The sequence below is a fragment of the Pseudomonas sp. S5F11 genome (genome assembly GCF_019641515.1).
In the GTDB taxonomy this organism is placed as follows: domain Bacteria; phylum Pseudomonadota; class Gammaproteobacteria; order Pseudomonadales; family Pseudomonadaceae; genus Aquipseudomonas; species Aquipseudomonas rhodesiae.
Map to the genome: position 1 here is coordinate 4427280 of NZ_JAIFJZ010000001.1, position 25350 is coordinate 4452629.

Sequence of the window (25350 nt, forward strand, 5' to 3'; positions counted from 1 at the left end):
GGCGCCACTGGGGTGGCGCCTACCGGTTTCAAATGTTTATTTCAGAGCGGCGAAGGCGCGTTCAGCGGCATCCAGGGTCAGTTTCAACTCGGCGTCGCCATGGGCGATGGAGGTGAAACCGGCTTCGAACGCGCTTGGCGCCAGGTAAACGCCGCCCTCGAGCATCAGGTGGAAGAAGCGCTTGAACAGGTCCGCATCGCTGCCCATCACATCGTCGAAGGTGACGATATCGTCGGCGCCGCTGAAATACAGGCCGAACATACCGCCGGCCTGGGTGGTGACGAATGGGATACCGGCCGCATCGGCACGCTGTTGCAGGCCGTCGAGCAGGCGCGTGGTGTAGTCGGTCAGTTCGGCGTGGAAGCCCGGACGGCTGATCAACCGCAGGGTGGTCAGGCCTGCTGCCATGGCCAGCGGGTTACCCGACAGCGTGCCGGCCTGGTACACCGGGCCCAGCGGGGCGATGTGCTGCATGATTTCGCGCTTGCCGCCGAAGCAGCCCACCGGCATACCGCCGCCGATGATCTTGCCGAAGGTGCTCAGGTCCGGCGTGACGCCGTAGTACGCCTGCGCGCCGCCCAAGGCTACGCGGAAACCGGTCATCACCTCGTCGAAGATCAGCACCACGCCATGTTTGTCGCATTGCTCGCGCAGGCCTTCGAGGAAGCCCGGCGCCGGCGGTACGCAGTTCATGTTGCCCGCCACCGGCTCGACGATGATGCACGCCACCTCCTGGCCGACTTCACTGAGCATGTGCTCCACGGCAGCGATGTCGTTGAAGGGCAGGGTCAGGGTGTGTTTGGCGAACGCCGCCGGCACACCGGCCGAGCTCGGTACGCCTTGGGTCAGCGCGCCGGACCCGGCCTTGACCAGCAGGCTGTCGGAGTGGCCGTGGTAGCAGCCTTCGAACTTGATGATGCTGTCGCGCCCGGTAAAGCCGCGAGCCAGGCGGATCGCACTCATGGTGGCTTCGGTGCCGGAACTGACCATGCGCACCATCTCCATCGACGGCACGATGGAGCACACCAGGTCAGCCATCTCGGTTTCCATGGCGGTCGGCGCGCCATAGGACAGGCCGTGTTCCAACTGCTTGCGCACGGCGTCCAGCACATCCGGATGGCTGTGGCCGAGGATCATCGGGCCCCACGAGCCCACGTAGTCCACGTAGCGCTTGTCGTCTTCGTCAGTGACGTAGGCGCCTTCGGCATGTTTGAAGAACAACGGCGTGCCGCCCACGCTTTTGAACGCACGCACGGGGGAGTTCACACCACCGGGGATGTGTTTCTGGGCATTGGCAAACAGGGTTTCGGAACGGGACATGAGCGGGCTCTCTAAACTTAAGATTTAAGAAGGTCGTTGAAGGCGCGGGCGCGGCGCGTCACTTCCTGGGTGCTGTCGGCACCGAACAGGCCGTGGACCACGGCGAGCAGGTCGGCGCCCTGGGCCACCAGCGGTTCGGCGTTCTCCAGAGTGATGCCGCCGATCACGCAGATGGGCACATGCAGGCGCTGATGCGCTTCGGCCAGCATCTCCAGCGTGGCGGCCGGGGCGCCGGGCTTGGTGTTGGAATTGAAGAAGCGGCCAAAAGCCACGTAACTGGCGCCTTCCTTGGCGGCCTGTTCGGCCAGTTCGATCTGGCTGTGGCAGGTGGCGCCGATAATGGCTTTGGGGCCGAGCAGCGCACGGGCCGGGGTGAGCGGGCCGTCGGTCTGGCCCAGGTGCACGCCGACGCCCAGGCGCGCGGCCAGTTCGGCGTCGTCGTTGATGATCAGTTGGGTCTTGTAGCGCGAGCACAGTTCTCGCAGCTTTTCGGCTTCGCGCAGGCGGCGCGCGTCATCGCTGCTTTTGTCGCGGTACTGCAGCAGGGTCACGCCACCGTCCAACGCCGCTTCGACGTAGGCTAGGAATTTGCCGGCCAACAGTTGGCCGTCGGTTATGGCGTAAAGGCCACGTAATTTCATCGGGCATGTCCCTTGAAGTGGCGAGCAGGCGCCTACGAGCAGAAATCCAGCGGCAGCCGGCGCGGTACGAACTGGCCCTGGCCGAGTTGTTCGGCGTCACGCAACGTGCGCCAAGTGTAGTTGAGGGCCGATTGCACGGCGCTGACCAGGCCCTCGCCCTGGGCGAGACGCCCGGCCAAAGCACTGGCCAGCGTGCAGCCCGAACCGTGATAGCTGCCCGGCAGGCGCTGACAGGTGAAGGTCTGGCGCGTGCCGTCGCGGCTATATAGGCGGTTGTGCACTTCATGCTCGTCGCCATGACCACCGGTGATCAACAGGTGTTTGATAAACGGCAGCAGCTTGTCGGCGCACTCGTCCGCCGTGCCTTCGGGCAGCTCGGCGAGGATACGTGCCTCGGGCAGGTTCGGCGTGGCGATCAGCGACAGCGGCAACAACCGCTCACGCATCGCGTAGCCCACTTCGTCCTTGCCCAGGCTACCGCCACCACCGGCGCGCAGCACCGGGTCGCAGACTACCGGCAGGTGCGGGTGCGCCTGCAGCAGCTCGACTACGGTGTCGACCATCGCGGTGGAGCCGAGCATGCCCAGCTTGACCGCCGCCACCTCGGAGTCGCTGAGCACGGCGTTGGCCTGGGCCAGCACCCACTCGCGGTCGAGCACGCGGAAGTCGCTGACGTTCACCGTGTTCTGCACGGTCAGCGCGGTGACGGCCGGAGCCGCATGGCAACCCTGGGCGAGCAGGGCTTCGATATCTGCCTGCAAGCCGGCGCCACCACTGGGATCATGGCCGGAGAGACAGAGGACAACAGGGCGAGAGCTGTAGATATTCATGGTGGGCGAGCTTACCACCAAACGCTTTTTGCGTGGCCTTCGGGCGGTGGCTGAATGTTGTCGCACCCGGCGAGTTTCTTTTGCTGCCTGAAACCCTGAAAAACAGCGCTGAAAGCCTTGATCTAGAGCCTTTCAAAAAATTATTTCAATGGTGTCCAATGGCCTGCAACGGCTATGCTAGAGTGGATTCAAACAACTTATCTGTACCGCCGGTGTACGTCTTCTCAAAAGGAATGGGGGGCTTTTGATATAACCGGACAGGCCACGCTGGGGCTCTATGCGCTATTTGCTGATTCTATTGTTGTGCGGGCTGCCGATGCTCGCCAGCGCCATTGAGTTCAACCAGGACACCCGAAGCCTGCCCCTGGGCCGAGCCCTGCAAGTGCTCGAAGACCCGAGCGCCGCCCTCACCATTGCCGATGTCAGCGCGCCTTCCGCGCTCGCGCAATTCAAGCTCCACGATAAGGACACCCTCAACGCCGGCTATTCGCGTTCGGTGTTCTGGCTCAAGCTCAATCTGCACTATGTGCCCCACAACGCCGAGGCCCGACGCACCTGGCTGCTGGAGCTGGCGTACCCGCCGCTGGACCATCTGGACCTGTACCTGCCCGACAGCACGGGCACCTATCGTTTGGTCAGGCGCACTGGAGATGCGTTGCCGTTCGCCAGTCGCGAGATCCGTCAGAACAACTACCTGTTCAAGTTGGATTTCACCCCGGGCGAGGATAAAACCGTTTATCTGCGAGTGCAGAGCGAGGGCTCGATTCAGGCGCCGCTGACCCTCTGGTCGAGCACCGCGTATCTGGAACAGCAGCCGCTGCGCCTGTATGTGCTGGGTCTGATCTATGGCGTGTTGCTGGGGATGCTGGTTTATAACCTGTTCATCTACCTCAGCGTGCGCGACACCAGCTACTTGTATTACATCTTCTATATCGCCTCGTTCGGTCTGTACCAGTTGTCGGTAAACGGCGCGGCGGTGGAATATTTCTGGCCCAACAACCCTTGGTGGACGAACGCCGCGACACCGTTTCTGATCGGCGCGTCGGCGCTGTTCGGCAGTCTGTTCGCGCGCAGCTTTTTGCACACCGCTCAACACAGTCGCTGGATCAACCGTGTGTTGCTGGCGCTGGTGGCGTGCGGGGCAGTGGTCATGCTGCTGTCGTTGATGACCAGCTACGCGCTGGCGTTGCGTCTGGCCACGGGCCTGGCGCTGGTGTTCACCGTGACCATCTTCGTCGCCGCCATCAAGGCCTGGTACTGCGGGCAGAGGGTGGCGCGTTACTTCATCATCGCCTGGTCGGCGTTCCTGCTGGGCGGGGTGGTCAACACCCTGATGGTGCTGGGTTATCTGCCCAATATGTTCCTGACCATGTACGCCAGTCAGATCGGTTCGGCGATTGAAGTGGCACTGCTGTCCCTGGCCCTGGCCGACCGCATCAATGCCATGCGCGAGCAGCAGGCGCAGATTCTGTTCGATGCCAGCCAAAAGCTCGAAGTGCTTAACTCCCAATTGGCCCGCAGCAACCGGCTCAAGGATGAGTTTCTCGCCACCCTGACCCACGAGCTACGCACGCCGATGAACGGCGTGATCGGTTCCCTGGAACTCATGCAGACGGTGCCCCTGAGTCACGATCTGACCCAATACCATCAGACCGCCGCCGGCTCCGCGCGGGACATGATGCGCATGGTCAATGGCATCCTCACCCTCACCGAATTGCAGGCCGGTCGCCTGAGTGCGCAACACCGCGTGTTCAGCCTGCGTGGCGTGCTCGACAGCCTGCGCCAGCAATTTAATACCAGCGCCCAGGGCAAGGGCCTGGCGTTTTCCATCGACGTGGCGGATGAGCTGCCGGACCGTCTGGAGGGGGACGTCGACAAGCTTATTCAGTGCCTGGATTGCCTGCTGGACAACGCCTTCAAATTCACCCACGAAGGTTCGGTACGCCTGCGCGTGGTGGGAGTGCCTCACCGCGACGGCGGCGTGCACCTGAGTTTTATCGTGACTGACACCGGCATTGGTTTTGCCTCCCTGGATGAGGCCACGCTGTATCAGCGCTTCTTCCAACTGGATGGCTCGACCACCCGCGAATACGGCGGGTTGGGCATCGGTCTGGCGATCTGCCGGCAATTGATCGAACTGATCGGCGGGCGCCTTACCCATCATTCCGAACCCCGCAAGGGCAGTCGCTTCCAGCTCGAAATGCAGGTGCGCTCGGTGCCGTCCGAAGCCAAGCCGTTGCCGGCCCGGCAACGAGCGGCGCAGGATTGCGCGGTGTTGTTGGTGGATGACAACAGCGTCGGTCAACTGGCCGTGCGCGGCATGCTGCTCAAGCTCGGCTATCGGGTCAAAACCGTGGACAGTGGCCCTGCGGCGTTGGAGGCGCTGCAAGCGCAGGCGTTTGACGCGGTTCTGTTGGACCTTCCCGAAGGAAGCTTCTCTGTGTGCTGTCAGATCCGCGCACTGCCTGGTGGGGGAGAATTGCCGGTGATCGCCCTGGGTACATCGTCGAATGTGCCTGAGCGAGAGCGGTGCCTGGGCGTAGGTGTCACTGAGCGTTTGACCAAACCGGTGCGTTTCGAGGCGCTGCAAGCGGTGATGGAGCGCTGCGTGCTAGGGGTTTTAGAGGGTGAAAGCGCCGCGCATTCGGCGCGTATGTCACTTTTTTAAGCGCGGTAGCGGTGCTTAACTGAAAAAACCGGCCTCAACTGAGCGTGGCCTTTTTTCCAGGACGCCCGTGATGAACCTGCATCAATTTGCCGAAACCCACGACGTGACCAACCAACCGCCCTCCCTGGACGGCGTCAACCTGTACCGCATCGACCTGCCCCTGCAAGAGTGGTCGCGACGTTTCGGCGCCGGTTGGGCGCACTCGCGCATCGATACCTATGGCGCATTGGCCGGCGGGCCGTTGATGGCGGCTGGGTTTCTGGCCAATCAACACAAACCGGTGTTCAACAGCCACGACCGTTACGGTCACCGCATTGATCTGGTTGAGTTTCACCCCGCCTATCACGAGCTGATGCGCACCGCCGTCGAACATGGCCTACCTTCGCTGCCCTGGGCTCATCCGCAGGCCGGCGCCCATGTGGCCCGCGCCGCCATGACCTACCTGCACAGCCAGGCCGAAGCCGGCAGCGGTTGCCCATTGACCATGACCTTTGCCTGCGTACCGGCGTTGCGGTTGCAGCCGGATTTGGCCAAGACCTGGCTGCCGAAAATCCTCAGCACCCAATACGACCCGCGCAACGTCGGCATCGCCCACAAGGCCGGTGCCACCCTCGGCATGGCCATGACCGAGAAGCAAGGCGGCACCGACGTGCGCGCCAACACCACCCGGGCTTATCCGGTGGGCGCTGGCGGCCCTGGGCAGGCGTATGAGCTGGTGGGCCACAAGTGGTTCTGTTCCGCGCCGATGTGCGATGGGTTCCTCACGCTGGCCCAGACTGACAAGGGCCTGAGCTGTTTCCTACTGCCAAGGCACCGCCCGGATGACACCCGCAACGAGTTCTACATCCAGCGCCTGAAAAACAAACTCGGCAATTGTTCTAACGCCTCCAGCGAAGTGGAGTTTCGCGGCGCCCTGGCCTGGATGGTCGGCGAAGAAGGCCGTGGTGTGCCGACCATCATCGAGATGGTGGCCATGACCCGCTTCGATTGCATGGTCGGCTCCAGCGCCCTGATGCGCCAGGCCCTGACCCAGGCCAGCCATCATTGCGCCCATCGCTCGGTGAGCGGCCGCGTGCTCAGCGAGCAACCGCTGATGCAAAACGTGCTGGCCGACCTGGCCCTGGAAAGTGAAGCATCCCTGGCCTTGAGCATGCGCATGGGGAGGGCGTTGGACCATTTGGATGACGAGCAGGAGAGTAAATTCGCACGGCTGGTGACGGCGGTGGGCAAGTATTGGATCTGCAAACGCGCGCCGGCCATGATCAACGAGGCCGCCGAGTGCATGGGCGGCGCCGGTTATGTGGAGGACAGCATCCTGCCGCGCCTGTACCGTGAGGCACCGGTGAATTCAACGTGGGAAGGCTCCGGCAACGTGCAATGCCTGGATGTGCTGCGTGCGCTGTCCAAGGAACCGGGCGTATTGGAGACGCTGTTTATCGAACTGGGCAATGGCCACGGCGACCGGCATTTGGCGCGGCATATCGAACAGCTAAAGTCAGCTTTTATGGATACCCAGGACATCCAATACCGCGCGCGGCAGTTAACCGAGGACATTGCCGTGGCCTTGCAGGCCAAGCTGTTGTTGGAGGCGGGGAATGCCGCGGTCAGCGACGGTTTTATTGCCAGCCGCTTGAGCGATTCCTCCGGCCGCGCTTATGGCGCCTTGCCGCGAGGTGTGGATGTGGCGGCGATTGTCGCCCGCTCAACGCCTTCTGTTTCTGAATAAGCCCGGTCCAAAGGGGGGAGGGGGCAAGCCTCTCCCACATTATTGAGTGCATTCCAACGCCACTGTTTCGGTGCGGCTGGGATGCAGGCAAGATACAGGCCTGCATGTCAGAACACAGGATGCTTACCGTGACCGAAGCTTTTGTTGTCGTTAAAACCGCCGAAGAAGCCGTGGACCGGCTGGCGGCTCTGCATGAGCGAGCTACCGGCGCGCTCAATCAGGCCCTCAAGCAATACCTCAAGGACCGCGTCGAACCCGACGCCGAGCAACGCGCGCTGTTCCGCTACCCCGAGCTGCGCCTGACCTACCACTGCCACGGCGAAGTCCCACAGACCACCCGCGCCTATGCCAAGGTGCAACTGCCGGGCACCTACAGCGTGACCGTCACCCATCCTGCGGCGTTCCGTAAGTACCTGCTGGAGCAACTGGTGCCGTTGATGCACGACTTCACCGTGACGGTGGAAGTGGGCGTCAGCCAACAGAATATTCCTTACCCGTATGTGGTCGAGCAGGGCGATGAACTCGCCGGCTCCGGCGTGACTGCTGCCACCCTGGCCCGCGTATTCCCGAGCACCGACCTGTCGGCCGCCACCGACGGCATCGCCGATGGTCTGTATGACTGGGAAAACACCAACCCACTGCCCCTGGCGCTGTTCGATGCGGCCCGCGTGGACTTTTCCCTGCGCCGCCTGGTGCATTACACCGGCAGCGACTGGCGCCACGTACAACCCTGGATTCTGCTGACCAACTATCACCGCTATGTCGACCAGTTCATCCTGCATGGCCTGGAACAATTGCGCAGCGACCCGCGTTTTATCCGCATGGTGCTGCCGGGCAACGTGGTGATCGACAAGAGCATGGATCACGGCGAAGCCTCGGCCATTGCCGCCGGCGTGGTCTGGCACCGCTACCAGATGCCGGCCTATCACTTGCAGGCCAGCGATGGTCACGGTGTGACCCTGGTCAATATCGGCGTGGGCCCGTCCAACGCCAAGAACATCACCGATCACCTGGCCGTACTGCGTCCGCATTGCTGGCTGATGATCGGCCACTGCGGCGGCCTGCGCCAATCCCAGACCATCGGTGACTACGTCCTGGCTCACGCTTATATGCGTCGCGATGGCATTCTCGACCGTGTGGTGCCGCCGAATATCCCGATCCCGGCCCTGGCCGAAGTGCAACTGGCGCTCCAGCAAGCGGCGGCCCACGTCACCGGTGAAAAAGGCGAACAGCTGAAAAAACGCCTGCGCACCGGCACCGTGCTGACTTACGACGATCGCAACTGGGAGCTGCGCTGGGCCCAGGAGCGACCGCTGATAAACCTGTCCCGCGCCGTGGCCGTGGACATGGAAAGCGGCACCATCGCCGCCCAGGGCTATCGCTTGCGGGTGCCGTACGGCACGTTGCTGTGTGTATCGGATAAACCGCTGCACAGTGAAATCAAATTGCCTGGTTCGGCCAACGCGTTCTATGAACGCGCGGTGAGCCAGCACTTGAAGATCGGCATCGAAGCGGTGGACCTGCTGCGCAACGAACTCAACTCGCTGCACTCGCGCAAACTGCGCAGCTTCGACGAGCCGCCGTTCCGCTAAGCGGTTGGGATGGTCATTTAACGGTCAGGCCACTAGCATTGTCGGTCCTGACCGTTAGATGTTGTTCTGCTATGTCTCGTCCCACCCGTCCCGATTCGCGCCGCCCTGGCGTGAAACCTCCGTATTCCGCTGCGCGTCGCGTTGCCAAGGCGCCGCCGGCCGAGCCGAAGTTGATCCTGTTCAATAAACCATTCGACGTGCTGACCCAGTTCAGCGACGAAGGCGGGCGCGCGACGCTCAAGGACTTCATCGACATTCCCGGCATCTACCCGGCGGGCCGTCTGGACCGTGACAGCGAAGGCTTGCTGCTGCTGACCAACGATGGCCAGTTGCAGGCGCGCATTGCCGACCCTAAGCACAAGCTGGCGAAAACCTACTGGGTGCAGGTGGAGGGCGAACCCACGGAAGAATTGCTGCAACGCCTGCGCGATGGGGTAGAACTCAACGACGGCAAAACCTTGCCCGCCGAGGCTCGGCGCTTGGACGAGCCCGCGTTATGGCCACGCAACCCACCGGTACGCTTTCGCAAAAACATCCCGACGTACTGGCTTGAACTGGTGATTCGAGAAGGGCGTAACCGCCAAGTGCGGCGCATGACCGCCGCCGTGGGCTTGCCGACCCTGCGGCTAGTGCGGGTGCGCATTGGCGATTGGACAATCGACGGCCTGGACCAAGGCCAATGGAAGGAAGTCCCGGCGCGTTTATAAAGCGCCGGATTCGATCAGGCCAATCACCACGCTCTTGATGATAAACGCCGCCACGCCCAGGCCCAGCACGAAGAACAGGATGAACGAGCCGAAGCGTCCGGCCTTGGATTTCTTCGCCAGGTCCCAGACGATAAAGCCCATGAAAATAATCAGAATCGTGACCAGGCCGGTCATCATCCATTCTTCAAACAGGGCGGGGTCGATGTTGTTCATGGGCTCTTCCAACGGGGCAGGCGGCGAGTATAGGGCAGTGTCACAAGCGCAACATTGACCTGGATCGAAGTGCAATCAAAATGTGGGCGGGGGTCAGCTATGGATAAGCTGACTGAAGTATTGCTATCGGGGGCAAGCCCCCTCCCACATTTGATCTTCATTGACCTTAGGTGCGTAGGTGGGTCAGTGGCAGCTCTGTGCTGTTGAGCACTTGGTTGAGTACAAAGCTTGAACGTACGCTGGTTACGCCTTCGATCCGGGTGAGGTGGCCCAGTAGCAGTTTTTGATAGTGATCCATGTCCGGCACCACCACCTTCAACTGATAGTCCGCATCCATGCCGGTGACCAGGCTGCATTCCAGTACCTGGGGCAGGGTGCGGATGGCGGCTTCGAAGTTTTCGAAACGTTCGGGGGTGTGGCGGTCCATGCCGATCAGCACGTACGCGGTCAGGCTCAGGCCGAGCATCTTGCGGTCGAGCAGGGCGACCTGGCGCGCGATGTAGCCATCGTCTTCCAACTGCTTGACCCGGCGCGAGCAAGGTGACGGCGACAGGCCGATGCGTTCTGCCAACTCCTGGTTGGAGATACGCGCATCGCGCTGCAATTCAGCCAAAATACTCAGGTCATATCGGTCAAGCTTGCTCATTGGGTTGGCCTTTGTCGTAACTATTGCGGCGAATTATCTATGAAGGGTTAAAAATTGCGCAAGCACTGTTTATTGACGCAATCTTCGCAATCATCTGTCGGGCTCTGGCGCGTATCGTTAGCAACAGAATCACCGCCTGGACAACAGTCCACTGCAGCTCGCCCAATCAGGCCCGCTGCGGCCGCCACCCCAGCAGGGTTGAGCCGGCCTCCAGGCTGCACACTGTCCACAAGACGGCGTGAGGTGAGCCAACGTCAAAAGCGTTGAGCCAGGACGAAATTCTCAAGGGGTGGCCGACGGGTCGCCCCTTTTCTTTTGCCTTAAGAAAATTGTTCTCGTGACTGATAACCTGTCTCAGAACCGGGCGAGGCTTTCCCAGTCTCATGTTCAAGCCCTGAATCGCAGTGAGGAAAAGCATGAAGCGCATCTGGCGTTTGGCAGGTGTTGGTTTGCTGGTGGTCGGTGTCGGCACGCAGGTATTGGCCGACGAGCGCGATAACGTACCTCGCGAAGGCCAAGGGCCGCAGGGCGGTGGGCAGCATGAGCGAGGCCCTGAGGGCGGGCGGCGGGCGGAGAACAGTCCACCGCGTCCCGAGAACCCTCAACCACGCCCGCAGAACGAGCATTTTGACCGCGGCGGCCCGAATGGCGGCGGTCAATGGCAGGCGCGGCCACAAGGCAATGAGCAGGCGCGCCCGGCGCCGCAGCCGTCGAATAACCTGCCGATCCAGGGGCGCCCCGATACCGTGCGCCAGACCCAGGAGCCGCGCCAGGGTTACTACCGTGACATACCTCGACGCAGCGACGACAACCGCCATTGGGAGGCCGGCGGACCCGGTTCGCGCCCCGGCTACAACGGGCATCCGGATGACCATCGCTGGCCTGGCCGCCCCGATGGCCACGGTAATGGCTGGGGCCCCGGCCCGCAGTACCGTCCGGGTTATGTGGTGGACCGCTTCCCCGACCGCAACTACCGCGTGCCCTATCGCGGCCAGGACTACTTCTTCTCCGGCGGTTACTGGTATCGCCCCCAAGGCCCACGCTACGTGGTGGTTGCGCCGCCGTATGGCATCCGCGTGCATTACCTGCCGGACTATGCGCGGGAAGTGTGGGTCGGCGGTTCGCTGCTGTTCCTCGCCGCCGGCGCTTATTACGCCTACGAAGAAAGCACCCAGCAATACGTGGTGGTGCAGCCGCCGGCAGCGGTTCCCGCGCCGCAGCCTGCGCCCCAGGGCAATGGTTATGACGTGGTGGCCTATCCCGCCAATGGCCAATCACCGGCCCAGGTGCAACAGGACGGTTATGACTGTTATCGCTGGGCGGTGCAGCAAAGCGGCTTCGACCCCCAGGCCGTCACCTACGCCCCCGACCCGGCGGTGGTGCAGACCTACCGCCAGGCCCAAGGCAACTGCCTGAGCAGTCGCGGCTATCAGGTGCAGTACTAATCCTTGGCGCCTGTGACCACTTCCTGCGGGTCGGCGTGTACCAACACTTCGGCGCGCGGGTAGGCGGCGTGAATGGCGTCGGCGGCCTGGTCGCTGATGCCGTGAGCTACTGACAGGCTCAGATCCCCCGGCAGTTCCAGGTGCAACTGCACAAACCAATGGTTGCCCGATACCCGCGTGCGCAGGTCATGGGCGCCCAGCACGCCGGGCACGCCACGGGCCAGTTCCAGCATGTGCTGGCTGACCTCCGGCGGCAATTCCTCGTCCATCAGCACCGCAAAGCTTTCCCGGGCGATATGGATCGCGCTCCACAAAATGTACGCCGCAATCCCCAGGCCGAACCAGGCATCCACCTGATGCCAGCCCATGGCCGCCAGCACCAACGCCAGCAGGATGCTGCCGTTGAGCAGCAAGTCCGAGCGGTAGTGCAATGAGTCGGCGCGCACCGCGTTGGAGCCGGTTTCGCGGACCACCCGGTGTTGCAACGTCAGCAACCCCACGGTCAGCAGCAGAGAGAACACGATCACACCGATGCTCAGCCACGGCGCCCCTACCGGTTCCGGATGCTGCAAGCGTTCATAAGCCTGCAATGCAATCAGCACCGCACTGCCACTGATAAACAGCGCCTGGGCCATGCCCGACAGCGATTCCGCCTTGCCATGCCCATAGCGGTGATCGTCGTCGGCCGGCCGCAGCGCGTAATGCACTGCGAGTAGGTTCAGCAGCGACGTCACGCCGTCCAGCAACGAGTCGGTCAAGCCCGCGAGCATGCTCACCGAGCCGCTGAACCACCAGGCGATAGCCTTGGTAACAATCAATACGCAGGCGACCGCCACTGACGCACGGGTCGCCAGGCGCAACAGGCGGGCGTGTTCGGGACTGCTGATCATGGGCAGTCCTTACGCGGCGGGTTGCAGGCCGAGGGCGGCAAGTTGCTGCACGCTGCCCTTGAACTGGATCAGGCGCGGGTCGTCCAGCGGCAGGCTGTGGCCGGTTTCTTTCTGGATGATGCTTTGCAGTTTGGCGTTGTCGACCTGGCCGTCGGCGCCGATGGCTTCGTGGAGTTTTTCCGGGGCGACCTGGGCAGTCTTGCCCGGTTCGAAATAGATCGCGCCCGTGGCGAAGTCGACGCCGAAGGCGATCAGGCCGGGGATCACATAAAACAGCAGGCCCACGGCATCGAGCGCGGCAATGGCCGGGTCGATCTTGCCGTCGATCTGACCACGGCGGTCGGGGTAGAAGATCGAACCGCAGGCGGTCAATTGGCTGAGCAGGGTGACGGCTAAAACACCGCCGATGACACGGGAAGCGATACGCATGGACAAGCTCCTCAACAGGGTTGATACGCGACTATATAACACCGGCCTTGAGACCAGCGTCGGCATCCGGCAGTTCGCCGTTATACTCGCCGCTCTGCTTTGGAGCCAGTATGAATTCGTTGCCCATCGATGATGTTTTACCCGCCCTGCGTGACGCTTTGGCCAATCGCCATGAAGCCGTGCTCGAAGCACCGCCCGGCGCCGGTAAAACCACCCGCGTGCCCTTGGCCTTATTGAATGAAACGTGGCTGGCCGGGCAGACCATCCTGATGCTCGAACCGCGGCGCCTGGCCGCCCGCGCCGCCGCCGAACGCCTGGCCAGCGAACTGGGGGAAAAGGTTGGCGACACCGTCGGCTATCGCATCCGCCTCGACAGCAAGGTCGGCCCCAACACGCGTATCGAAGTGGTCACCGAAGGTATTCTCACGCGGCGCTTGCAGGACGACCCGGCGCTGGAGGGCGTGGGCCTGCTGATCTTCGATGAATTTCACGAGCGCAGTCTCGACGCCGACCTGGCCCTGGCCCTGAGCCTGAACGGTCGTGAGCTGTTTCGCGATGAGCAGCCGCTGAAAATCCTGTTGATGTCCGCCACCCTCGAAGGCGAGCGCCTGGCCGGTTTGCTGGGCGACGCACCGATCCTGCGCAGCGAAGGGCGCATGTTCCCGGTGCAGATGCGCTGGGGGCGGCCGTACCAGCCCGGTGAATTTATCGAACCGCGCGTGGTGCAAACCATCCTTGAAGCCCTGCATGACGAAACCGGCAGCGTGTTGGTGTTCTTGCCGGGCCAGGCGGAGATTCGTCGGGTCAACCAGCAACTCGCCGACGCCCTGGGTGATCGCCCCGACGTGTTGCTGTGCCCGCTGCACGGCGAGCTGGACCTCAACGCCCAGCGCGCCGCTATCGACCCTGCGCCGCCCGGCAAACGCAAGGTGGTCCTGGCCACCAACATCGCCGAGACCAGCCTGACCATCAATGGCGTGCGTGTAGTGATTGACGCCGGGTTGGCACGAGTGCCGCGTTTCGACCCCGGCAGCGGCATGACCCGCCTCGACACCCAACGCATCTCCCGCGCCAGTGCGACCCAGCGCGCCGGCCGGGCCGGGCGTCTGGAGCCGGGGGTGTGTTATCGGTTGTGGTCCGAAGACCAGCATGAAGGCCTGGCCGCGTATGGCAGCGCAGAAATTCTCGCCGCCGACCTCGCCGGTCTGGCCCTGCAGTTGGCGCGCTGGGGCGTGACGCCGAACCAACTGGTGTGGTTGGATGCGCCGCCGAGCGCGGCCTATGCCCAGGCCCAGGACTTGCTGGTGCGTCTGGGGGCATTGAATGACGACACGCTTACCGCCCACGGCCAGAAAATGGCCGAATTGCCGGCCCATCCGCGCATCGCCCATTTGCTGCTGCGCGGGCAGGACCTGGGGCTGGCGGCGACCGCGTGTGACGTCGCTGCGCTGTTGGGCGAGCGCGATATCGTGCGCGGTGGCGGTGCGGACCTGCATAGCCGTCTGGCGTTGTTGTCCGGCGAGGAGCGCGCGCGCGGCAGCCAAGGTGGCGTGCAGCGGGCCAAGCAACTGGCGCGGCAATACCGCGGGTATCTGCGCGGCAAGCCGACCCAAGCGGTGGCCGATCCCGATCACCCGCGCTGGCTCGGCGCCTTGCTGGCGCTGGCTTACCCGGATCGCGTGGCCCAGCAACGCCGCCCAGGCGGAGCCGAATACCGCTTGGCCAACGGTCGCGCGGCGCTATTCGCGGAGGCTGATAGCCTGATGAAACAGCCGTGGTTGGTAATCGCCGACCTGGGTAGCCGCCAGGGCCAGCGCGAAGAACGCATCTACCTGGCGGCGGATTTCGATCCGACGTTGTTCGACACGGTGCTCGCCGAACAAGTCCGCAACGTCGATCAACTGGATTGGGACGAACGCGAAGGCGTACTGCGCGCCGAGCGTCAGCGCAAAGTCGGTGAGTTGGTACTCAGCCGCGAACCGCTGGCCGGCCTCGACGAAGCTGCACGCAGCCAGGCTTTGGTCAACCTGGTGCGGCGCAAAGGTCTGGAGCTATTACCCTGGACCCCGGAACTGCGCCAATGGCAATCCCGCGTGATGCTGCTGCGCCAGTTGGACGCCGGCAAAACCAGCGAATGGCCCGACCTCAGTGACAGCGCGTTGCTGGCCGGCCTGGAGCACTGGCTGATGCCCTACCTGGGTAAAGTCTCGCGCCTGAGCCACTTCGCTAACCTGGATATCTCCAGCTACCTGCACAACCTGCTGCCCTGGCCGCTGCCCCAGCGCCTCGATGAACTGGCGCCGCAGCACATCAAAGTCCCCTCGGGCTCATCGGTGCGCTTGGACTACAGCGAGCAGCCGCCGATTCTGGCGGTGCGTTTGCAGGAATTATTCGGCCTGGCCGACACCCCGCGCATCGCCGGCGGGCGCCAAGTGGTGAAGCTGCACCTGTTGTCCCCGGCAAGACGCCCGGTGCAAGTGACTCAGGACCTGGCGAACTTCTGGCGCAGTACCTATGCCGAGGTGAAGAAGGATCTGAAGGGGCGTTATCCCAAGCATTACTGGCCGGATGATCCGCTGATAGCCGAGCCGACCGCGCGGATCAAACCCCGAAAGTCGTAACCCTAAGCCTCCAAATGTTGGAGGGGGCTTGCCCCCGGTAGCGGTGGACCAGTTAGAGAGCTGACTGACATACCGCCATCGGGGGCAAGCCCCCTCCCACAGTTATTGCGCGGCGGGCAGCAGGAAGCGGGCAATCACCGGCAAATGGTTGGAAATGCGCAACGTATCCTCCTGCCGCACCTTGGCCTCCACCCGCTTGATACGCGAGCTGTAGAACAGGTAATCGACGGTGCGATCCGGGCCATCGATGCTTGGGTCATTGGGGAAGTAGGTCAGCCACTTCTCGCGGTCGATGCCGCTGGACTGGCTGTTGCTGGGGATCATCGGGTATTTATCCCACAGCAGATGCAGTTCGCTGTCCGGCGAATATTGCCCGCGTTTGCTGGCGTCCAGGCGCAGGAATTGCCCCAGCGGCAGCAGGTTGAAATCGCCGCCGATCAACCACGGCGTGCCACGCCCCTCGAATTTATCCAGCAGCTTGACCGTGGCCTGCACCTGTTCCTGTGCGACGCTGCGTCCCGGCATGTCGGCGCTAAGGCGCGTGTTCAGTACCGCCAGTTGGCCGCCGTCGCTTAGGGGTAAATACGTCAGCAGCAGAGCCGGCTTGGGCTGGAACTGGCGGCTGATCAAGCCGGCATCGGGCGCCGGCAGTTGCAGGCGCTCGGCGTGTTCGATCTGGTAGCGGCTGAGGGTGGCGAGCTTGCGGCCGACGCTGCCGAAGATATGCCGGTCGGGCACGAAATCGGCCTTCCAGTCGAACGTCTGGGCGCTGCACGGGTAGAGGTCCACCAAGCGCTCTTGCAGCAACGCGAGTTGATCCTGGTAATGGGAGGGCTTGGCGTTTTCGTCGAGTTCCTGCAACAGCAGGATGTCGGGTTGTTCGTCGCGGATCACCCGCGCCACTTCGTCGAGGCTGGCGGCCATGTCTTCTACGGTGGGGCGCTCATCCGGGCCGCTGCCGTCGGGGGTGTCATACCAGAACACGTAGTTCTTGCCGGCCAGGTATTGCACGTTCCACGTCATCACTTTGAGCGCCTGCCCGGGCAACAGGGTCGGCGCACGTGGCGCCACGCAGCTGACGGGCAGGGTCTGCTTGGGCTCGGGGCGCCAGGTCAGGCTGTAGATCAACGCGGTCAACAGGCCCGCGATCAACAACAGGCCCAGCAAGGTGATGCGCAATAAACGGGTCATCGGCTCGGCTTATGGCGTGTCAGGAGTGGCGGGGAGCATATCACCGTGCGTCGGCGTCGCCACCGATCAGCATGAATAAACGGAACAGCACCACACTGGTGAACAATTGCAGGAAGCTGTGGGCGCTGTCGATCAATACCCCCAGCAATGGCGCGGGTTCGGGATACGCCGCGACGCTTACGCCCTTGAGCAGCCACAGCGGCGTCATCACACACAGCAGGCACACCAGGATGCGCCAGAAGTGGCCGCGCGTCAGACGAAAACTTTCCTTCATCGCCTCCAGTGCCGGCATGTCGCGCAGCACCAACAGGTATTCGGCGAACGCCAGCACCACCATCAGCCACAGCCCCGGCAGAAAATACAGTGACAGCCCCAGCAGAATCAGCAGCGTACTCATCGCCGTCAGCAGCGCGAAACGCGGCCACAGGGTCAGCGCCATCGCCCACACATCGCGGGTACGCGGCGCCTCGCCACGGGTGCGGGCATCGAGGAACAGGATCAGGGCGCCGGTGTACAACGGGTACACCAGCAGCCCCACCACCACGCTGTAACCGGGGAAGGCATCCGCCCCCAGCGTATGGTCGAGCACCTGTTGCAGCACCGCTTCAAGAATCACCAAGGGCAGGCACAACTGAACGATGGCGCCCAGATTGCGCTGGGTAAAACGGAAGGAGTCGCGCAGTACGTCTAACGGATTCATCAGGTTCATCGCAGGCCTGTAAACAAGGGCGACACTTTAACCGATCAGCATCGCAGGGGCGCAAACGTAAACCTTGAGTAAAGACCATTGAAACAATTGGTAACAGCCCCATAACTAGCACGCACCTGGCCTGATCAAGGTCAGGACCATGATTTCTACCGGCAATCTAACGAGGTCGCCATGAACAGCGAAGAGCAAACCCTGATCGATGGACTGTTTTCACGGTTGCAGCAAGCCGAAACGGATTCAGCCCCCCGCGACGCCCAGGCCGAAGCGCGGATCAAGGAGCACATGACTCGCCAACCGGCCGCCGGGTACTACATGACCCAGTCGATTCTGGTGCAGGAACACGCACTCCAGAGCCTCGACGCGCAGAACAAGCAACAGGCGCAGCAGATCCTGCAGTTGCAGGAAGAGTTGCAGCGTGCCAAATCCGCGCAACCTACGGCCTCCAGCGGTGGCGGGTTCCTGTCGAGCATCTTTGGCGGCGGCTCCCGCGACGCACAACCGACCCAGAGCGCTCCGGCCTCCACGGGCGGCGGTTGGCGCGAACCGGCGCGGCCTTCCTTTAGCCAGCCCGCGCCACAACAGAACTATCAGCAACCACCCCAAGCGCCTGCCGCGCCCATGGGCAGCGGCTTCCTTGGCGGCGCCATGAAAACCGCCGCCGGCGTGGCCGGTGGTGTGTTACTGGCCGAGGGCATCAGCAGCCTGTTCCACCACAACTCGCAACCGCAGGTGGTGGAGGAAATCATCGAACAACCGGCGCCGGCCAGCGATCAAGGCGGTTGGGGCAACGATGACCAGAAATACGCCGGCGATGACAGCTGGGGCAGCAACAATGCCGACAGCTTTGCCGACAGCGATTATTCCGACGATTCATCCTCCTTCGGCGACGACGATTCCTTCGTCTGAACATAGCCAGACCGGGGCGGCATAGCGCCCCGGTCTGATTTTTTCCCGGAAACTTCCCGCTGGCTGGCATACTGGCGCCTTTGCGGACCCCCGTATGCCGGGTCCAAATGGCTGTCATGGGGAAGTGCGGTGAAGAAAATTGCAGTGTTCGCCGATGTACAAAACCTCTATTACACCGTGCGCCAGGCTTATGGCTGCCACTTCAATTACGCCGCCCTGTGGGCTGATATCAGCTCGCGCGGGCAGATCGTCGAGGCGTACGCCTATGCCATCGACCGGGGCGACAGCAAGCAGCAGCAGTTCCAGCAGATCCTGCGCAACCTGGGGTTCACGGTAAAGCTCAAGCCGTATATCCAGCGCAGCGACGGCTCGGCCAAGGGCGACTGGGACGTGGGCATCACCCTCGACATCATGGACGCCGCCGACCACGTCGACGAAGTGGTGCTGGCCTCCGGCGACGGCGATTTCGACATGCTGCTCGAACGCATCATCCACAAACATGGCGTTGAAGCCGTGGCTTATGGCGTACCGGGGCTCACGGCCAATTCATTGATACGCGCCGCCAGCCGCTACGTGCCGATCGAAGGCGCGTTGCTGCTCAAATAGTTGTTTTGACGGAGTAGGAACAGGTTTGGAACGTATAGCGGTCATCGACTTTGAAACCACCGGCATCACCCCGAGCAGCCATTGCCGGGCCACGGAAATCGCCGTGGTCATCCTTGAGCGTGGGCAGATCGTCGACCGCTACCAGAGCCTGATGAATGCTGGCGTGCGCGTGCCGGGCTTTATCGAACAACTGACCGGCATCAGCAACGCCATGTTGCGCAGCGCGCCACCGGCCGAGCGGGTGATGAACGAAGTCAACGAGTTCGTCGGCACCACGCCGCTGCTGGCGCACAACGCCGCGTTCGACCAGAAGTTCTGGGACTTCGAACTGGGCCTGATCCGCCGCACCCGCCTGCAGAAATTCGCCTGCTCCCTGCTACTGGCCCGCCGCCTGATGCCCTCGGCCCCCAACCATAAGCTCGGCACCTTGAATGCTTTCGCTCAACTGCCTCATACCGGCAAGGCTCACCGGGCATTGGCGGACGCGGAAATGGCCGCCAACCTGACGGCGCATTTGGCCAAGGAGTTGCGCGGGACTCACGGCTTGCGCGAACTGTCCCACGACCTGCTATGCACCTTGCAGAAAGTGCCGGCGGCGAAGATCAATGAGCATCTGAAGAAACATCGCGGGTTCTGACAGAACAACGCTGCTGGAAATGTGGGAGAGGGCTTGCCCCGATTGTGGTGTGTCAGTCACGGATTAGCTGACCGGTCTACCGCTATCGGGGGCAAGCCCCCTCCCACATTGGATCTGTGTTTACCTTCGGATTGCGCAGTCAACGCGGTCAAAACTGTGGGAGGGGGCTTGCCCCCGATGGCGATCTATCAGCCAAGCGTTTTCCCGTTGCCCTCCAACTGCCCCAACGGCACTCGCCGTTCTATCGCGCTCGATAGGATGATCGAGGTCTTGCTGAACCCAAACTTTGCAATCCGGTTGATCAAGTTTTCCAGCTCCTGCATCGACCCCACCGCCGCCTGCATGATCACGCAGGGGTCGCCGGTGACGCGGTGGCACTCGGTCAGTTCGGGGATTTCGGCGAGGGCGTCGTAGACCTTTTGATTACCGTGGTGGGTCAGGCGCAGTTCAATCACGCATTGAATCGGTAAGCCCACTTTGGACAGGTCCACCTTGGCCTGATAGCCGGTGATTACCCCGCTGGCCTCCAGCTTGGCCACGCGTTCGGCCACGGCGGGGGCGGAGAGGTTAACGATGCGCGCCAGTTGTGCGTAGGACGCGCGGCCGTCTTCAAGCAGGGCGTTGAGGAGCATGCGGTCGTATTTGTCCATAGAAAGGCTCCAATCACCGGTTGCTTTCGAAAACAAAGCTTATAGCCCCCATAACCCTGTTTTGAAAAGTGTATGGGCCGTTTAAACAGGTTTTGTAACTTATTTTTATCCTCCTGCCTTTCTAGAATAAGCCTCCCGTTTCCGTCATAGAGCCGCCCCATGCCTGGCCCACGTCGCTTTCCCTTACCGTTGATCGCTGCCTTCTTTGCCTTATATGTGATCTGGGGTTCCACCTACCTGGTGATCCGCATCGGCGTCGAATATTGGCCGCCGCTGTTGCTAGCGGGGATTCGGTTTTGCACGGCGGGGGCGTTGATGTATGGCTACCTCAGATGGCGTGGGGTGCCGGCGCCGACTTGGAAGCAATGGAAAGCCGCCGGGATGATCGGCATTTTGCTGCTCACCTTCGGCAATGGCGGCGTCAGCGTGGCCGAGCACACCGGCGTGTCGTCCGGGGTGGCGGCGCTGGCGGTGGCGACGGTGCCGCTGTTCACCCTGCTGTGCGGGTACTTCTGGGGCGCGCGCAATACGCGGCTGGAATGGGCCGGGGTGATCCTGGGGATCGTCGGCATCGCCATGCTCAACATGGGCAGCACCCTGCAATCGAGTCCGATAGGGGCCGCGTTGTTGCTGTTTGCGGCGGCTTCGTGGGCGTTCGGTTCGGTGTGGAGCCGGCAGTTGCCATTGCCCCAGGGCGCCATGGCCAGTGCCGCGGAAATGCTGGTGGCCGGTGTAGCGCTGCTGCTCGGCAGTGCGCTGTCCGGCGAACACCTGCAAGCCCTGCCGCCGCTGGAAGGCTGGCTGGCCCTGGCCTACCTGACCGTGTTCGGCTCGATCATCGCGTTCAACGCCTACATGTACCTGCTCAAGCACGTACGCCCGGCGGCGGCGACCAGTTACGCCTACGTCAACCCGGCGGTGGCGGTGTTGCTGGGGATTGTGTTCGTCGGTGAGAGCATCGGCCTGGAAGAAGCCTTGGCGATGCTGGTGATTATCAGCGCGGTGCTGTTGATCAGCCTGCCCCAGTGGCGCAAGCCCAAGCCGGAAATAAGGTAAACTGCCGCGCATTGCGACCTTGCGTTGATTTTTCCTACGGTAACTACATGACTTTCGCCACCCTTGGCCTGATCGAACCCTTGCTGCGCGCCCTTGAGACGCTCGGCTACCAGACCCCGACGCCGGTGCAGGCGCAAGCCATTCCGGCGGTGCTGGCCGGTCGCGACCTGATGGCCGCCGCCCAGACCGGCACCGGCAAGACCGCCGGCTTCGCCGTGCCGTTGCTGCAATTGCTGACCATTGAAGGGCCGAAAGTCGCCGCCAACTCGGCACGCGCGCTGATCCTGTGCCCGACCCGCGAGCTGGCCGAGCAGGTTCACGCCAGCGTCGCCGAATATGCGCAACACCTGCCGCTGACCACCTACGCGGTGTACGGCGGCGTGAGCATCAACCCGCAAATGATGAAGCTGCGCAAGGGCGTCGACATCCTGGTCGCCACACCGGGCCGCCTGATCGACCTGTTCCGCCAGAACGCGCTGAAACTCAACCAGTTGCAAACCCTGGTGCTGGATGAGGCCGACCGCATGCTCGACCTGGGCTTCTCCGAAGAACTGGCGAACATCTACCGCATGCTGCCGAAGAAGCGCCAGACCCTGCTGTTCTCGGCGACCTTCTCCGATGATATCCGCCTGCTGGCCGGGCAAATGCTTAACGACCCGCTGAGCATCGAAGTCAGCCCGCGCAACGTGGCGGCCAACACCGTCAAGCAGTGGGTGGTGCCGGTGGACAAGAAGCGCAAGCCGGAGCTGTTTGTGCACCTGATGCGCAAAGGCCGCTGGAAGCAGGTGCTGGTGTTTGCCAAGACCCGCAACGGCGTGGACGCACTGGTGGACAAGTTGCAGGGCCTGGGCGTGAACGCCGATGGCATCCATGGCGACAAACCCCAGGCTACGCGCCAACGCGCGCTGGACCGCTTCAAGTCCAGCGATGTGCAGATTCTGGTGGCCACCGATGTGGCGGCCCGTGGCCTGGACATCGAAGACCTGCCGCTGGTGGTCAACTTCGACTTGCCGATCGTGGCCGAGGACTACATCCACCGCATCGGCCGCACCGGCCGCGCAGGCAACACCGGCGAGGCGATTTCCCTGGTGTGCGCCGATGAAGTGAACATGCTGTCGGCCATCGAGATGCTGACCCGTCAGACCCTCACGCGCAAAACCGAGCCGGAGTTCGAGCCGGAGCACCGCGTGCCCGAAACCGACGCCAGCGGTCAGGTGGTGAAGAAGCCGAAAAAACCGAAGAAGCCCAAGGCGTCCGGTGGTGGCGGCAAGCGCAATTTGGGCAAGTGGGTGGACAGTGGTGATGTCGCACCGTCGGAGCCTTCGATCAAGCCGGTGCGTAAGGTGCCGGTATTCAATACCGGGCCGCGTAAGAAGAAGTGATTTTTTGGTGTGGCTGATGGCCTTATCGGGGGCAAGCCCCCTCCCACATTTTTGATTTGTGAATACAGTCAAATTGTGGGAAGGGGCTTGCCCCCGATGGGGTTTCAAACCCACCACACATCTCAACGATTAAGCCATTCCAGCACGCCCCGCCCAGCCGCCCGACCACTGGCAAAGCACCCCGTCAGCAAATACCCGCCCGTCGGCGCCTCCCAATCCAGCATCTCACCGGCACAAAACACCCCCGGCAATTGCTTGAGCATCAAGCGTTCGTCCAGTGCTTCGAACGGCACGCCGCCGGCTGTGCTGATCGCTTCATCCATGGGCCGGGTTTTCACCAGCGTCAGTGGCAACGCCTTGATATCCACCGCCAATTGCGCGGGATCCTGGAAATGCTCGGCTGGCGTCAACTCGCGCAGCAGCGCGGCTTTCACGCCATCCAGCCCCAGCTGACTGTGCAAATGCTTGCTTATCGAGCGTGAACCGCGCGGCTTGGCCAGGGCGGCCTGGACCTTATCCAGCGCCTTGCTCGGCAGCAAATCGATATGCACGGTGGCCGCGCCGTCGCGGTTGATCGCTTCCCGAATCGGCGCCGACAGTGCGTAGATCAGGCTGCCTTCGATGCCGGTGGCGGTGATTACGCATTCGCCCAGCCGCGGTTTGTCGTCCCCCAAGCCGATGGCGACGTTTTTCAACGGCGCGCCGGCGAATTTGCTGACCATCAAATCGCTCCAGGCCGACACTTCAAAGCCACAGTTGCTCGGTTGCAGAGGCACGTAGGGTACGCCCCGATCTTCCAGCAGCTTGAGCCATGCGCCGTCGGAGCCCAGGCGCGACCAACTGCCGCCGCCCAGGGCCAGCAACACCGCGTCGCTGCGCAGGGTTTTATCGCCGTCCGGGCTGTGGATAAGTAAATCGCCCTCGGCAGTCCAGCCGGTCCAGCGATGCCGGGTGTGGATAACCACGCCTTGTTCGCGCAGACGCTTGAGCCAGGCGCGCAGCAGCGGGGCGGCTTTCATGTCGGTGGGAAACACGCGGCCGGAGGTGCCGACAAACGTCTGGATGCCCAGGCCGTGTATCCAGTTGCACAAGTCGTCGGCGCCAAACCCTCGCAGTAACGGCGCCATCTGCGGCGCGCGCTCGGCGTAGCGGGCGATAAACGCCGGGTACGCTTCGGAATGGGTGATGTTCATGCCGCCCACGCCGGCCAGCAGGAACTTGCGCCCCACCGATGGCATGCCGTCGTACAGATCGACCCGCACGCCCGCCAGGCTCAGGACTTCGGCGGCCATCAAGCCGGCAGGGCCGCCGCCGATAATGGTGACGTGATGAGCAGAAAGGTCGGACATGGGCAGAGGCTACGGTCGCGGAAATAAGCCGAGCATTCTACCCGAGCGACGCAGCCTTGCCTGATCAAAAAATGTACAGCTTCCTACACGCTATACAGCTACTGGCTCGTAGACGCTTACGCTCAAGTTATCCACAGGCCGTTCCACAGGCATTGTGGGTAACGGCCCACGGTTCAATGACAGCCTGATGACGCCCATACCCGCTGCGCACTGTGGTGCAGGATGCCGTGGCGGCGGGCCAGGGCGGCGCGGTCTTTGCTGTAGCCGCCGCCGATCACGCCCATCACCGGGATGTCACGGCCCAGGCAGTGACGCATTACGCGTTCATCACGGTCGGCCAGGCCCGGGTCTGTCAGCTTGAGGTAACCGAGGGCGTCGTCCTTATGCACATCCACGCCGGCGTCGTATAGCACCAGGTCGGGCTGATACAGCGGCAGCAGGTAGTTGAGGGCGTCATCGACCACCTTGAGGTAGTCGGCATCGCCCATGCCCATGGGCAACGGGATGTCCCAGTCGCTATGGGCCTTGCGTGCCGGGAAGTTTTTTTCGCAGTGCAGCGACACGGTGATCGCTTCCGGTGTGTCGTGCAGGATGCGTGCAGTGCCGTCGCCCTGGTGCACGTCGCAGTCGAATATCAGCACGCGGTTGACCCGGCCGCTTTCCAGCAGGTAACGGCTGATCACCGCCAGGTCATTGAAAATGCAAAAGCCAGCCGGGTAATCGTAATGGGCATGGTGGGTGCCGCCCGCCAAGTGGCAGGCCAGGCCGTGTTCCAGGGCTTTTTCGGCGGTCAGAATCGAGCCGCCGACCGCGCGCACCGTGCGCCGGGCCAGGGCTTCGCTCCAGGGCAGGCCGAGGCGCCGTTGGTCTTCGCGGGACAACTCGCCGCTCATGTAGCGTTCGATATACCCAGGTTCATGGGCCAGGGCCAGAATCTGCGGCGGGCACAATGACGGGCGCAGCAGTTGGTGGTCTTCGGTCAGGCCGCTGGCCACCAGGTGGTCGCGCAGCAGGCGGAATTTATCCATCGGGAACCGGTGGTCTGCCGGGAACTCGGGGCTGTAGTCATCGTGGTAAATCAGTGGCAATGGCATGGAATTTTCTGACGGGAACCTGCGACGGATCTTAACAGCGCT

General features: G+C 62.7%; 23 protein-coding genes. 11 read left to right on the forward strand and 12 right to left on the reverse strand.

The genetic code is table 11. From position 1 onward, the window contains the following. Positions 1-36: 36 nt before the first annotated feature. From hemL to K1567_RS20040, 3 genes are read right to left on the reverse strand one after another with little or no spacing between them, the layout of a single operon-like run. Positions 37-1320 carry a glutamate-1-semialdehyde 2,1-aminomutase gene (gene hemL / locus K1567_RS20030; RefSeq protein ID WP_099313208.1) on the reverse strand — a complete coding sequence of 428 codons (1284 nt, stop codon included), beginning with the start codon at positions 1318-1320 and terminating at the stop codon, positions 37-39. A 17-nt stretch (positions 1321-1337) separates the two neighbouring features. Next, positions 1338-1961: a thiamine phosphate synthase gene (thiE, locus tag K1567_RS20035; RefSeq protein ID WP_169868445.1), complete on the reverse strand. Its 624-nt coding sequence runs from the start codon at positions 1959-1961 to the stop codon at positions 1338-1340. Between the two features lie 32 nt (positions 1962-1993). After that, entirely contained in the window at positions 1994-2791 is a 798-nt protein-coding gene (locus tag K1567_RS20040; RefSeq protein WP_034100888.1) for a hydroxymethylpyrimidine/phosphomethylpyrimidine kinase, read from the reverse strand. A 277-nt stretch (positions 2792-3068) separates the two neighbouring features. Between K1567_RS20040 and K1567_RS20045 the strand changes: the two genes are divergently transcribed. From K1567_RS20045 to K1567_RS20060, 4 genes are all read left to right on the forward strand, one after another. Next, entirely contained in the window at positions 3069-5459 is a 2391-nt protein-coding gene (locus tag K1567_RS20045; protein WP_169868444.1) for a hybrid sensor histidine kinase/response regulator, read from the forward strand. Positions 5460-5529: 70 nt separating this feature from the next. Then, the gene (locus K1567_RS20050; RefSeq protein WP_034100886.1) at positions 5530-7185 is read left to right on the forward strand and encodes an acyl-CoA dehydrogenase family protein; all 1656 of its coding nucleotides are present in this window, start codon (positions 5530-5532) and stop codon (positions 7183-7185) included. A gap of 119 nt (positions 7186-7304) precedes the next feature. After that, on the forward strand, positions 7305-8777 hold the full coding sequence (gene amn / locus K1567_RS20055; protein WP_162276694.1) for an AMP nucleosidase: 1473 nt from the start codon (positions 7305-7307) through the stop codon (positions 8775-8777). A 71-nt stretch (positions 8778-8848) separates the two neighbouring features. Next, a complete protein-coding gene (locus K1567_RS20060) occupies positions 8849-9484 on the forward strand; it encodes a pseudouridine synthase (protein WP_034100884.1) in 636 nt (211 codons plus the stop codon). Here K1567_RS20060 and K1567_RS20065 read toward each other — a convergent pair. Together K1567_RS20065 and K1567_RS20070 are read right to left on the reverse strand one after the other, a co-directional pair. Continuing rightward, on the reverse strand, positions 9479-9688 hold the full coding sequence (locus K1567_RS20065) for a DUF2788 domain-containing protein (RefSeq protein WP_025999909.1): 210 nt from the start codon (positions 9686-9688) through the stop codon (positions 9479-9481). The genes K1567_RS20060 and K1567_RS20065 overlap by 6 nt on opposite strands. A gap of 175 nt (positions 9689-9863) precedes the next feature. After that, positions 9864-10343 carry an Lrp/AsnC family transcriptional regulator gene (locus tag K1567_RS20070; RefSeq protein ID WP_003194418.1) on the reverse strand — a complete coding sequence of 160 codons (480 nt, stop codon included), beginning with the start codon at positions 10341-10343 and terminating at the stop codon, positions 9864-9866. A gap of 416 nt (positions 10344-10759) precedes the next feature. Between K1567_RS20070 and K1567_RS20075 the strand changes: the two genes are divergently transcribed. Beyond that, positions 10760-11788, forward strand: coding sequence for a DUF6515 family protein (locus tag K1567_RS20075; RefSeq protein ID WP_169868443.1), 1029 nt, complete (start codon positions 10760-10762; stop codon positions 11786-11788). Here the strand turns inward: K1567_RS20075 and K1567_RS20080 are convergent. Beyond that, the gene (locus K1567_RS20080) at positions 11785-12678 is read right to left on the reverse strand and encodes a cation diffusion facilitator family transporter (RefSeq protein ID WP_034100881.1); all 894 of its coding nucleotides are present in this window, start codon (positions 12676-12678) and stop codon (positions 11785-11787) included. The genes K1567_RS20075 and K1567_RS20080 overlap by 4 nt on opposite strands. A gap of 9 nt (positions 12679-12687) precedes the next feature. Then, the gene (locus tag K1567_RS20085) at positions 12688-13107 is read right to left on the reverse strand and encodes a hypothetical protein (protein WP_034100880.1); all 420 of its coding nucleotides are present in this window, start codon (positions 13105-13107) and stop codon (positions 12688-12690) included. Positions 13108-13217: 110 nt separating this feature from the next. Here K1567_RS20085 and hrpB point away from each other — a divergent pair, with 110 nt between their 5' ends. After that, entirely contained in the window at positions 13218-15728 is a 2511-nt protein-coding gene (gene hrpB, locus K1567_RS20090; RefSeq protein ID WP_047882018.1) for an ATP-dependent helicase HrpB, read from the forward strand. Between the two features lie 102 nt (positions 15729-15830). Here the strand turns inward: hrpB and K1567_RS20095 are convergent, their stop codons facing one another. Together K1567_RS20095 and K1567_RS20100 are read right to left on the reverse strand one after the other, a co-directional pair. Then, complete coding sequence (locus tag K1567_RS20095; protein WP_220698798.1) at positions 15831-16919, reverse strand: endonuclease/exonuclease/phosphatase family protein; 1089 nt, start codon at positions 16917-16919, stop codon at positions 15831-15833. A 40-nt stretch (positions 16920-16959) separates the two neighbouring features. Beyond that, complete coding sequence (locus K1567_RS20100) at positions 16960-17619, reverse strand: YciC family protein (protein WP_034100950.1); 660 nt, start codon at positions 17617-17619, stop codon at positions 16960-16962. Between the two features lie 180 nt (positions 17620-17799). Between K1567_RS20100 and K1567_RS20105 the strand changes: the two genes are divergently transcribed. From K1567_RS20105 to K1567_RS20115, 3 genes are all read left to right on the forward strand, one after another. Further along, positions 17800-18534: a DUF2076 domain-containing protein gene (locus tag K1567_RS20105; protein ID WP_220698799.1), complete on the forward strand. Its 735-nt coding sequence runs from the start codon at positions 17800-17802 to the stop codon at positions 18532-18534. A 129-nt stretch (positions 18535-18663) separates the two neighbouring features. Then, on the forward strand, positions 18664-19140 hold the full coding sequence (locus tag K1567_RS20110) for an NYN domain-containing protein (RefSeq protein WP_034100876.1): 477 nt from the start codon (positions 18664-18666) through the stop codon (positions 19138-19140). Positions 19141-19165: 25 nt separating this feature from the next. Next, positions 19166-19777 carry a PolC-type DNA polymerase III gene (locus tag K1567_RS20115; RefSeq protein WP_034100875.1) on the forward strand — a complete coding sequence of 204 codons (612 nt, stop codon included), beginning with the start codon at positions 19166-19168 and terminating at the stop codon, positions 19775-19777. A gap of 188 nt (positions 19778-19965) precedes the next feature. Here the strand turns inward: K1567_RS20115 and K1567_RS20120 are convergent, their stop codons facing one another. After that, on the reverse strand, positions 19966-20427 hold the full coding sequence (locus tag K1567_RS20120) for an Lrp/AsnC family transcriptional regulator (protein WP_034100874.1): 462 nt from the start codon (positions 20425-20427) through the stop codon (positions 19966-19968). A gap of 159 nt (positions 20428-20586) precedes the next feature. On the opposite strand from K1567_RS20120, the gene yedA reads away from it, so the two are divergent. Both yedA and K1567_RS20130 read left to right on the forward strand, forming a co-directional pair. Then, positions 20587-21483 carry a drug/metabolite exporter YedA gene (gene yedA, locus K1567_RS20125; protein ID WP_034100873.1) on the forward strand — a complete coding sequence of 299 codons (897 nt, stop codon included), beginning with the start codon at positions 20587-20589 and terminating at the stop codon, positions 21481-21483. Between the two features lie 47 nt (positions 21484-21530). Continuing rightward, positions 21531-22865: a DEAD/DEAH box helicase gene (locus K1567_RS20130; protein ID WP_220698800.1), complete on the forward strand. Its 1335-nt coding sequence runs from the start codon at positions 21531-21533 to the stop codon at positions 22863-22865. A gap of 122 nt (positions 22866-22987) precedes the next feature. Here the strand turns inward: K1567_RS20130 and K1567_RS20135 are convergent, their stop codons facing one another. Together K1567_RS20135 and K1567_RS20140 are read right to left on the reverse strand one after the other, a co-directional pair. After that, positions 22988-24214 (reverse strand): TIGR03862 family flavoprotein, encoded by a 1227-nt coding sequence (locus K1567_RS20135; RefSeq protein WP_034100871.1) that lies wholly within the window; start codon positions 24212-24214, stop codon positions 22988-22990. A 173-nt stretch (positions 24215-24387) separates the two neighbouring features. Next, complete coding sequence (locus tag K1567_RS20140; protein ID WP_213548065.1) at positions 24388-25308, reverse strand: histone deacetylase; 921 nt, start codon at positions 25306-25308, stop codon at positions 24388-24390. Between the last annotated feature and the right edge of the window lie 42 nt (positions 25309-25350).

Bases quoted from the DNA above. Each gene is read 5' to 3' on its own strand.
- K1567_RS20045 (WP_169868444.1), top strand. From the start codon at position 3,069: ATGCGCTATTTGCTGATTCTATTGTTGTGCGGGCTGCCGATGCTCGCC.
- hemL (WP_099313208.1), bottom strand. From the start codon at position 1,320: ATGTCCCGTTCCGAAACCCTGTTTGCCAATGCCCAGAAACACATCCCC.
- K1567_RS20100 (WP_034100950.1), bottom strand. From the start codon at position 17,619: ATGAATCCGTTAGACGTACTGCGCGACTCCTTCCGTTTTACCCAGCGC.
- K1567_RS20050 (WP_034100886.1), top strand. From the start codon at position 5,530: ATGAACCTGCATCAATTTGCCGAAACCCACGACGTGACCAACCAACCG.
- thiE (WP_169868445.1), bottom strand. From the start codon at position 1,961: ATGAAATTACGTGGCCTTTACGCCATAACCGACGGCCAACTGTTGGCC.
- yedA (WP_034100873.1), top strand. From the start codon at position 20,587: ATGCCTGGCCCACGTCGCTTTCCCTTACCGTTGATCGCTGCCTTCTTT.
- K1567_RS20070 (WP_003194418.1), bottom strand. From the start codon at position 10,343: ATGAGCAAGCTTGACCGATATGACCTGAGTATTTTGGCTGAATTGCAG.
- K1567_RS20040 (WP_034100888.1), bottom strand. From the start codon at position 2,791: ATGAATATCTACAGCTCTCGCCCTGTTGTCCTCTGTCTCTCCGGCCAT.
- K1567_RS20105 (WP_220698799.1), top strand. From the start codon at position 17,800: ATGAACAGCGAAGAGCAAACCCTGATCGATGGACTGTTTTCACGGTTG.
- K1567_RS20095 (WP_220698798.1), bottom strand. From the start codon at position 16,919: ATGACCCGTTTATTGCGCATCACCTTGCTGGGCCTGTTGTTGATCGCG.
- K1567_RS20085 (WP_034100880.1), bottom strand. From the start codon at position 13,107: ATGCGTATCGCTTCCCGTGTCATCGGCGGTGTTTTAGCCGTCACCCTG.
- K1567_RS20135 (WP_034100871.1), bottom strand. From the start codon at position 24,214: ATGTCCGACCTTTCTGCTCATCACGTCACCATTATCGGCGGCGGCCCT.
- hrpB (WP_047882018.1), top strand. From the start codon at position 13,218: ATGAATTCGTTGCCCATCGATGATGTTTTACCCGCCCTGCGTGACGCT.
- K1567_RS20080 (WP_034100881.1), bottom strand. From the start codon at position 12,678: ATGATCAGCAGTCCCGAACACGCCCGCCTGTTGCGCCTGGCGACCCGT.
- amn (WP_162276694.1), top strand. From the start codon at position 7,305: ATGCTTACCGTGACCGAAGCTTTTGTTGTCGTTAAAACCGCCGAAGAA.
- K1567_RS20140 (WP_213548065.1), bottom strand. From the start codon at position 25,308: ATGCCATTGCCACTGATTTACCACGATGACTACAGCCCCGAGTTCCCG.
- K1567_RS20060 (WP_034100884.1), top strand. From the start codon at position 8,849: ATGTCTCGTCCCACCCGTCCCGATTCGCGCCGCCCTGGCGTGAAACCT.
- K1567_RS20120 (WP_034100874.1), bottom strand. From the start codon at position 20,427: ATGGACAAATACGACCGCATGCTCCTCAACGCCCTGCTTGAAGACGGC.
- K1567_RS20075 (WP_169868443.1), top strand. From the start codon at position 10,760: ATGAAGCGCATCTGGCGTTTGGCAGGTGTTGGTTTGCTGGTGGTCGGT.
- K1567_RS20130 (WP_220698800.1), top strand. From the start codon at position 21,531: ATGACTTTCGCCACCCTTGGCCTGATCGAACCCTTGCTGCGCGCCCTT.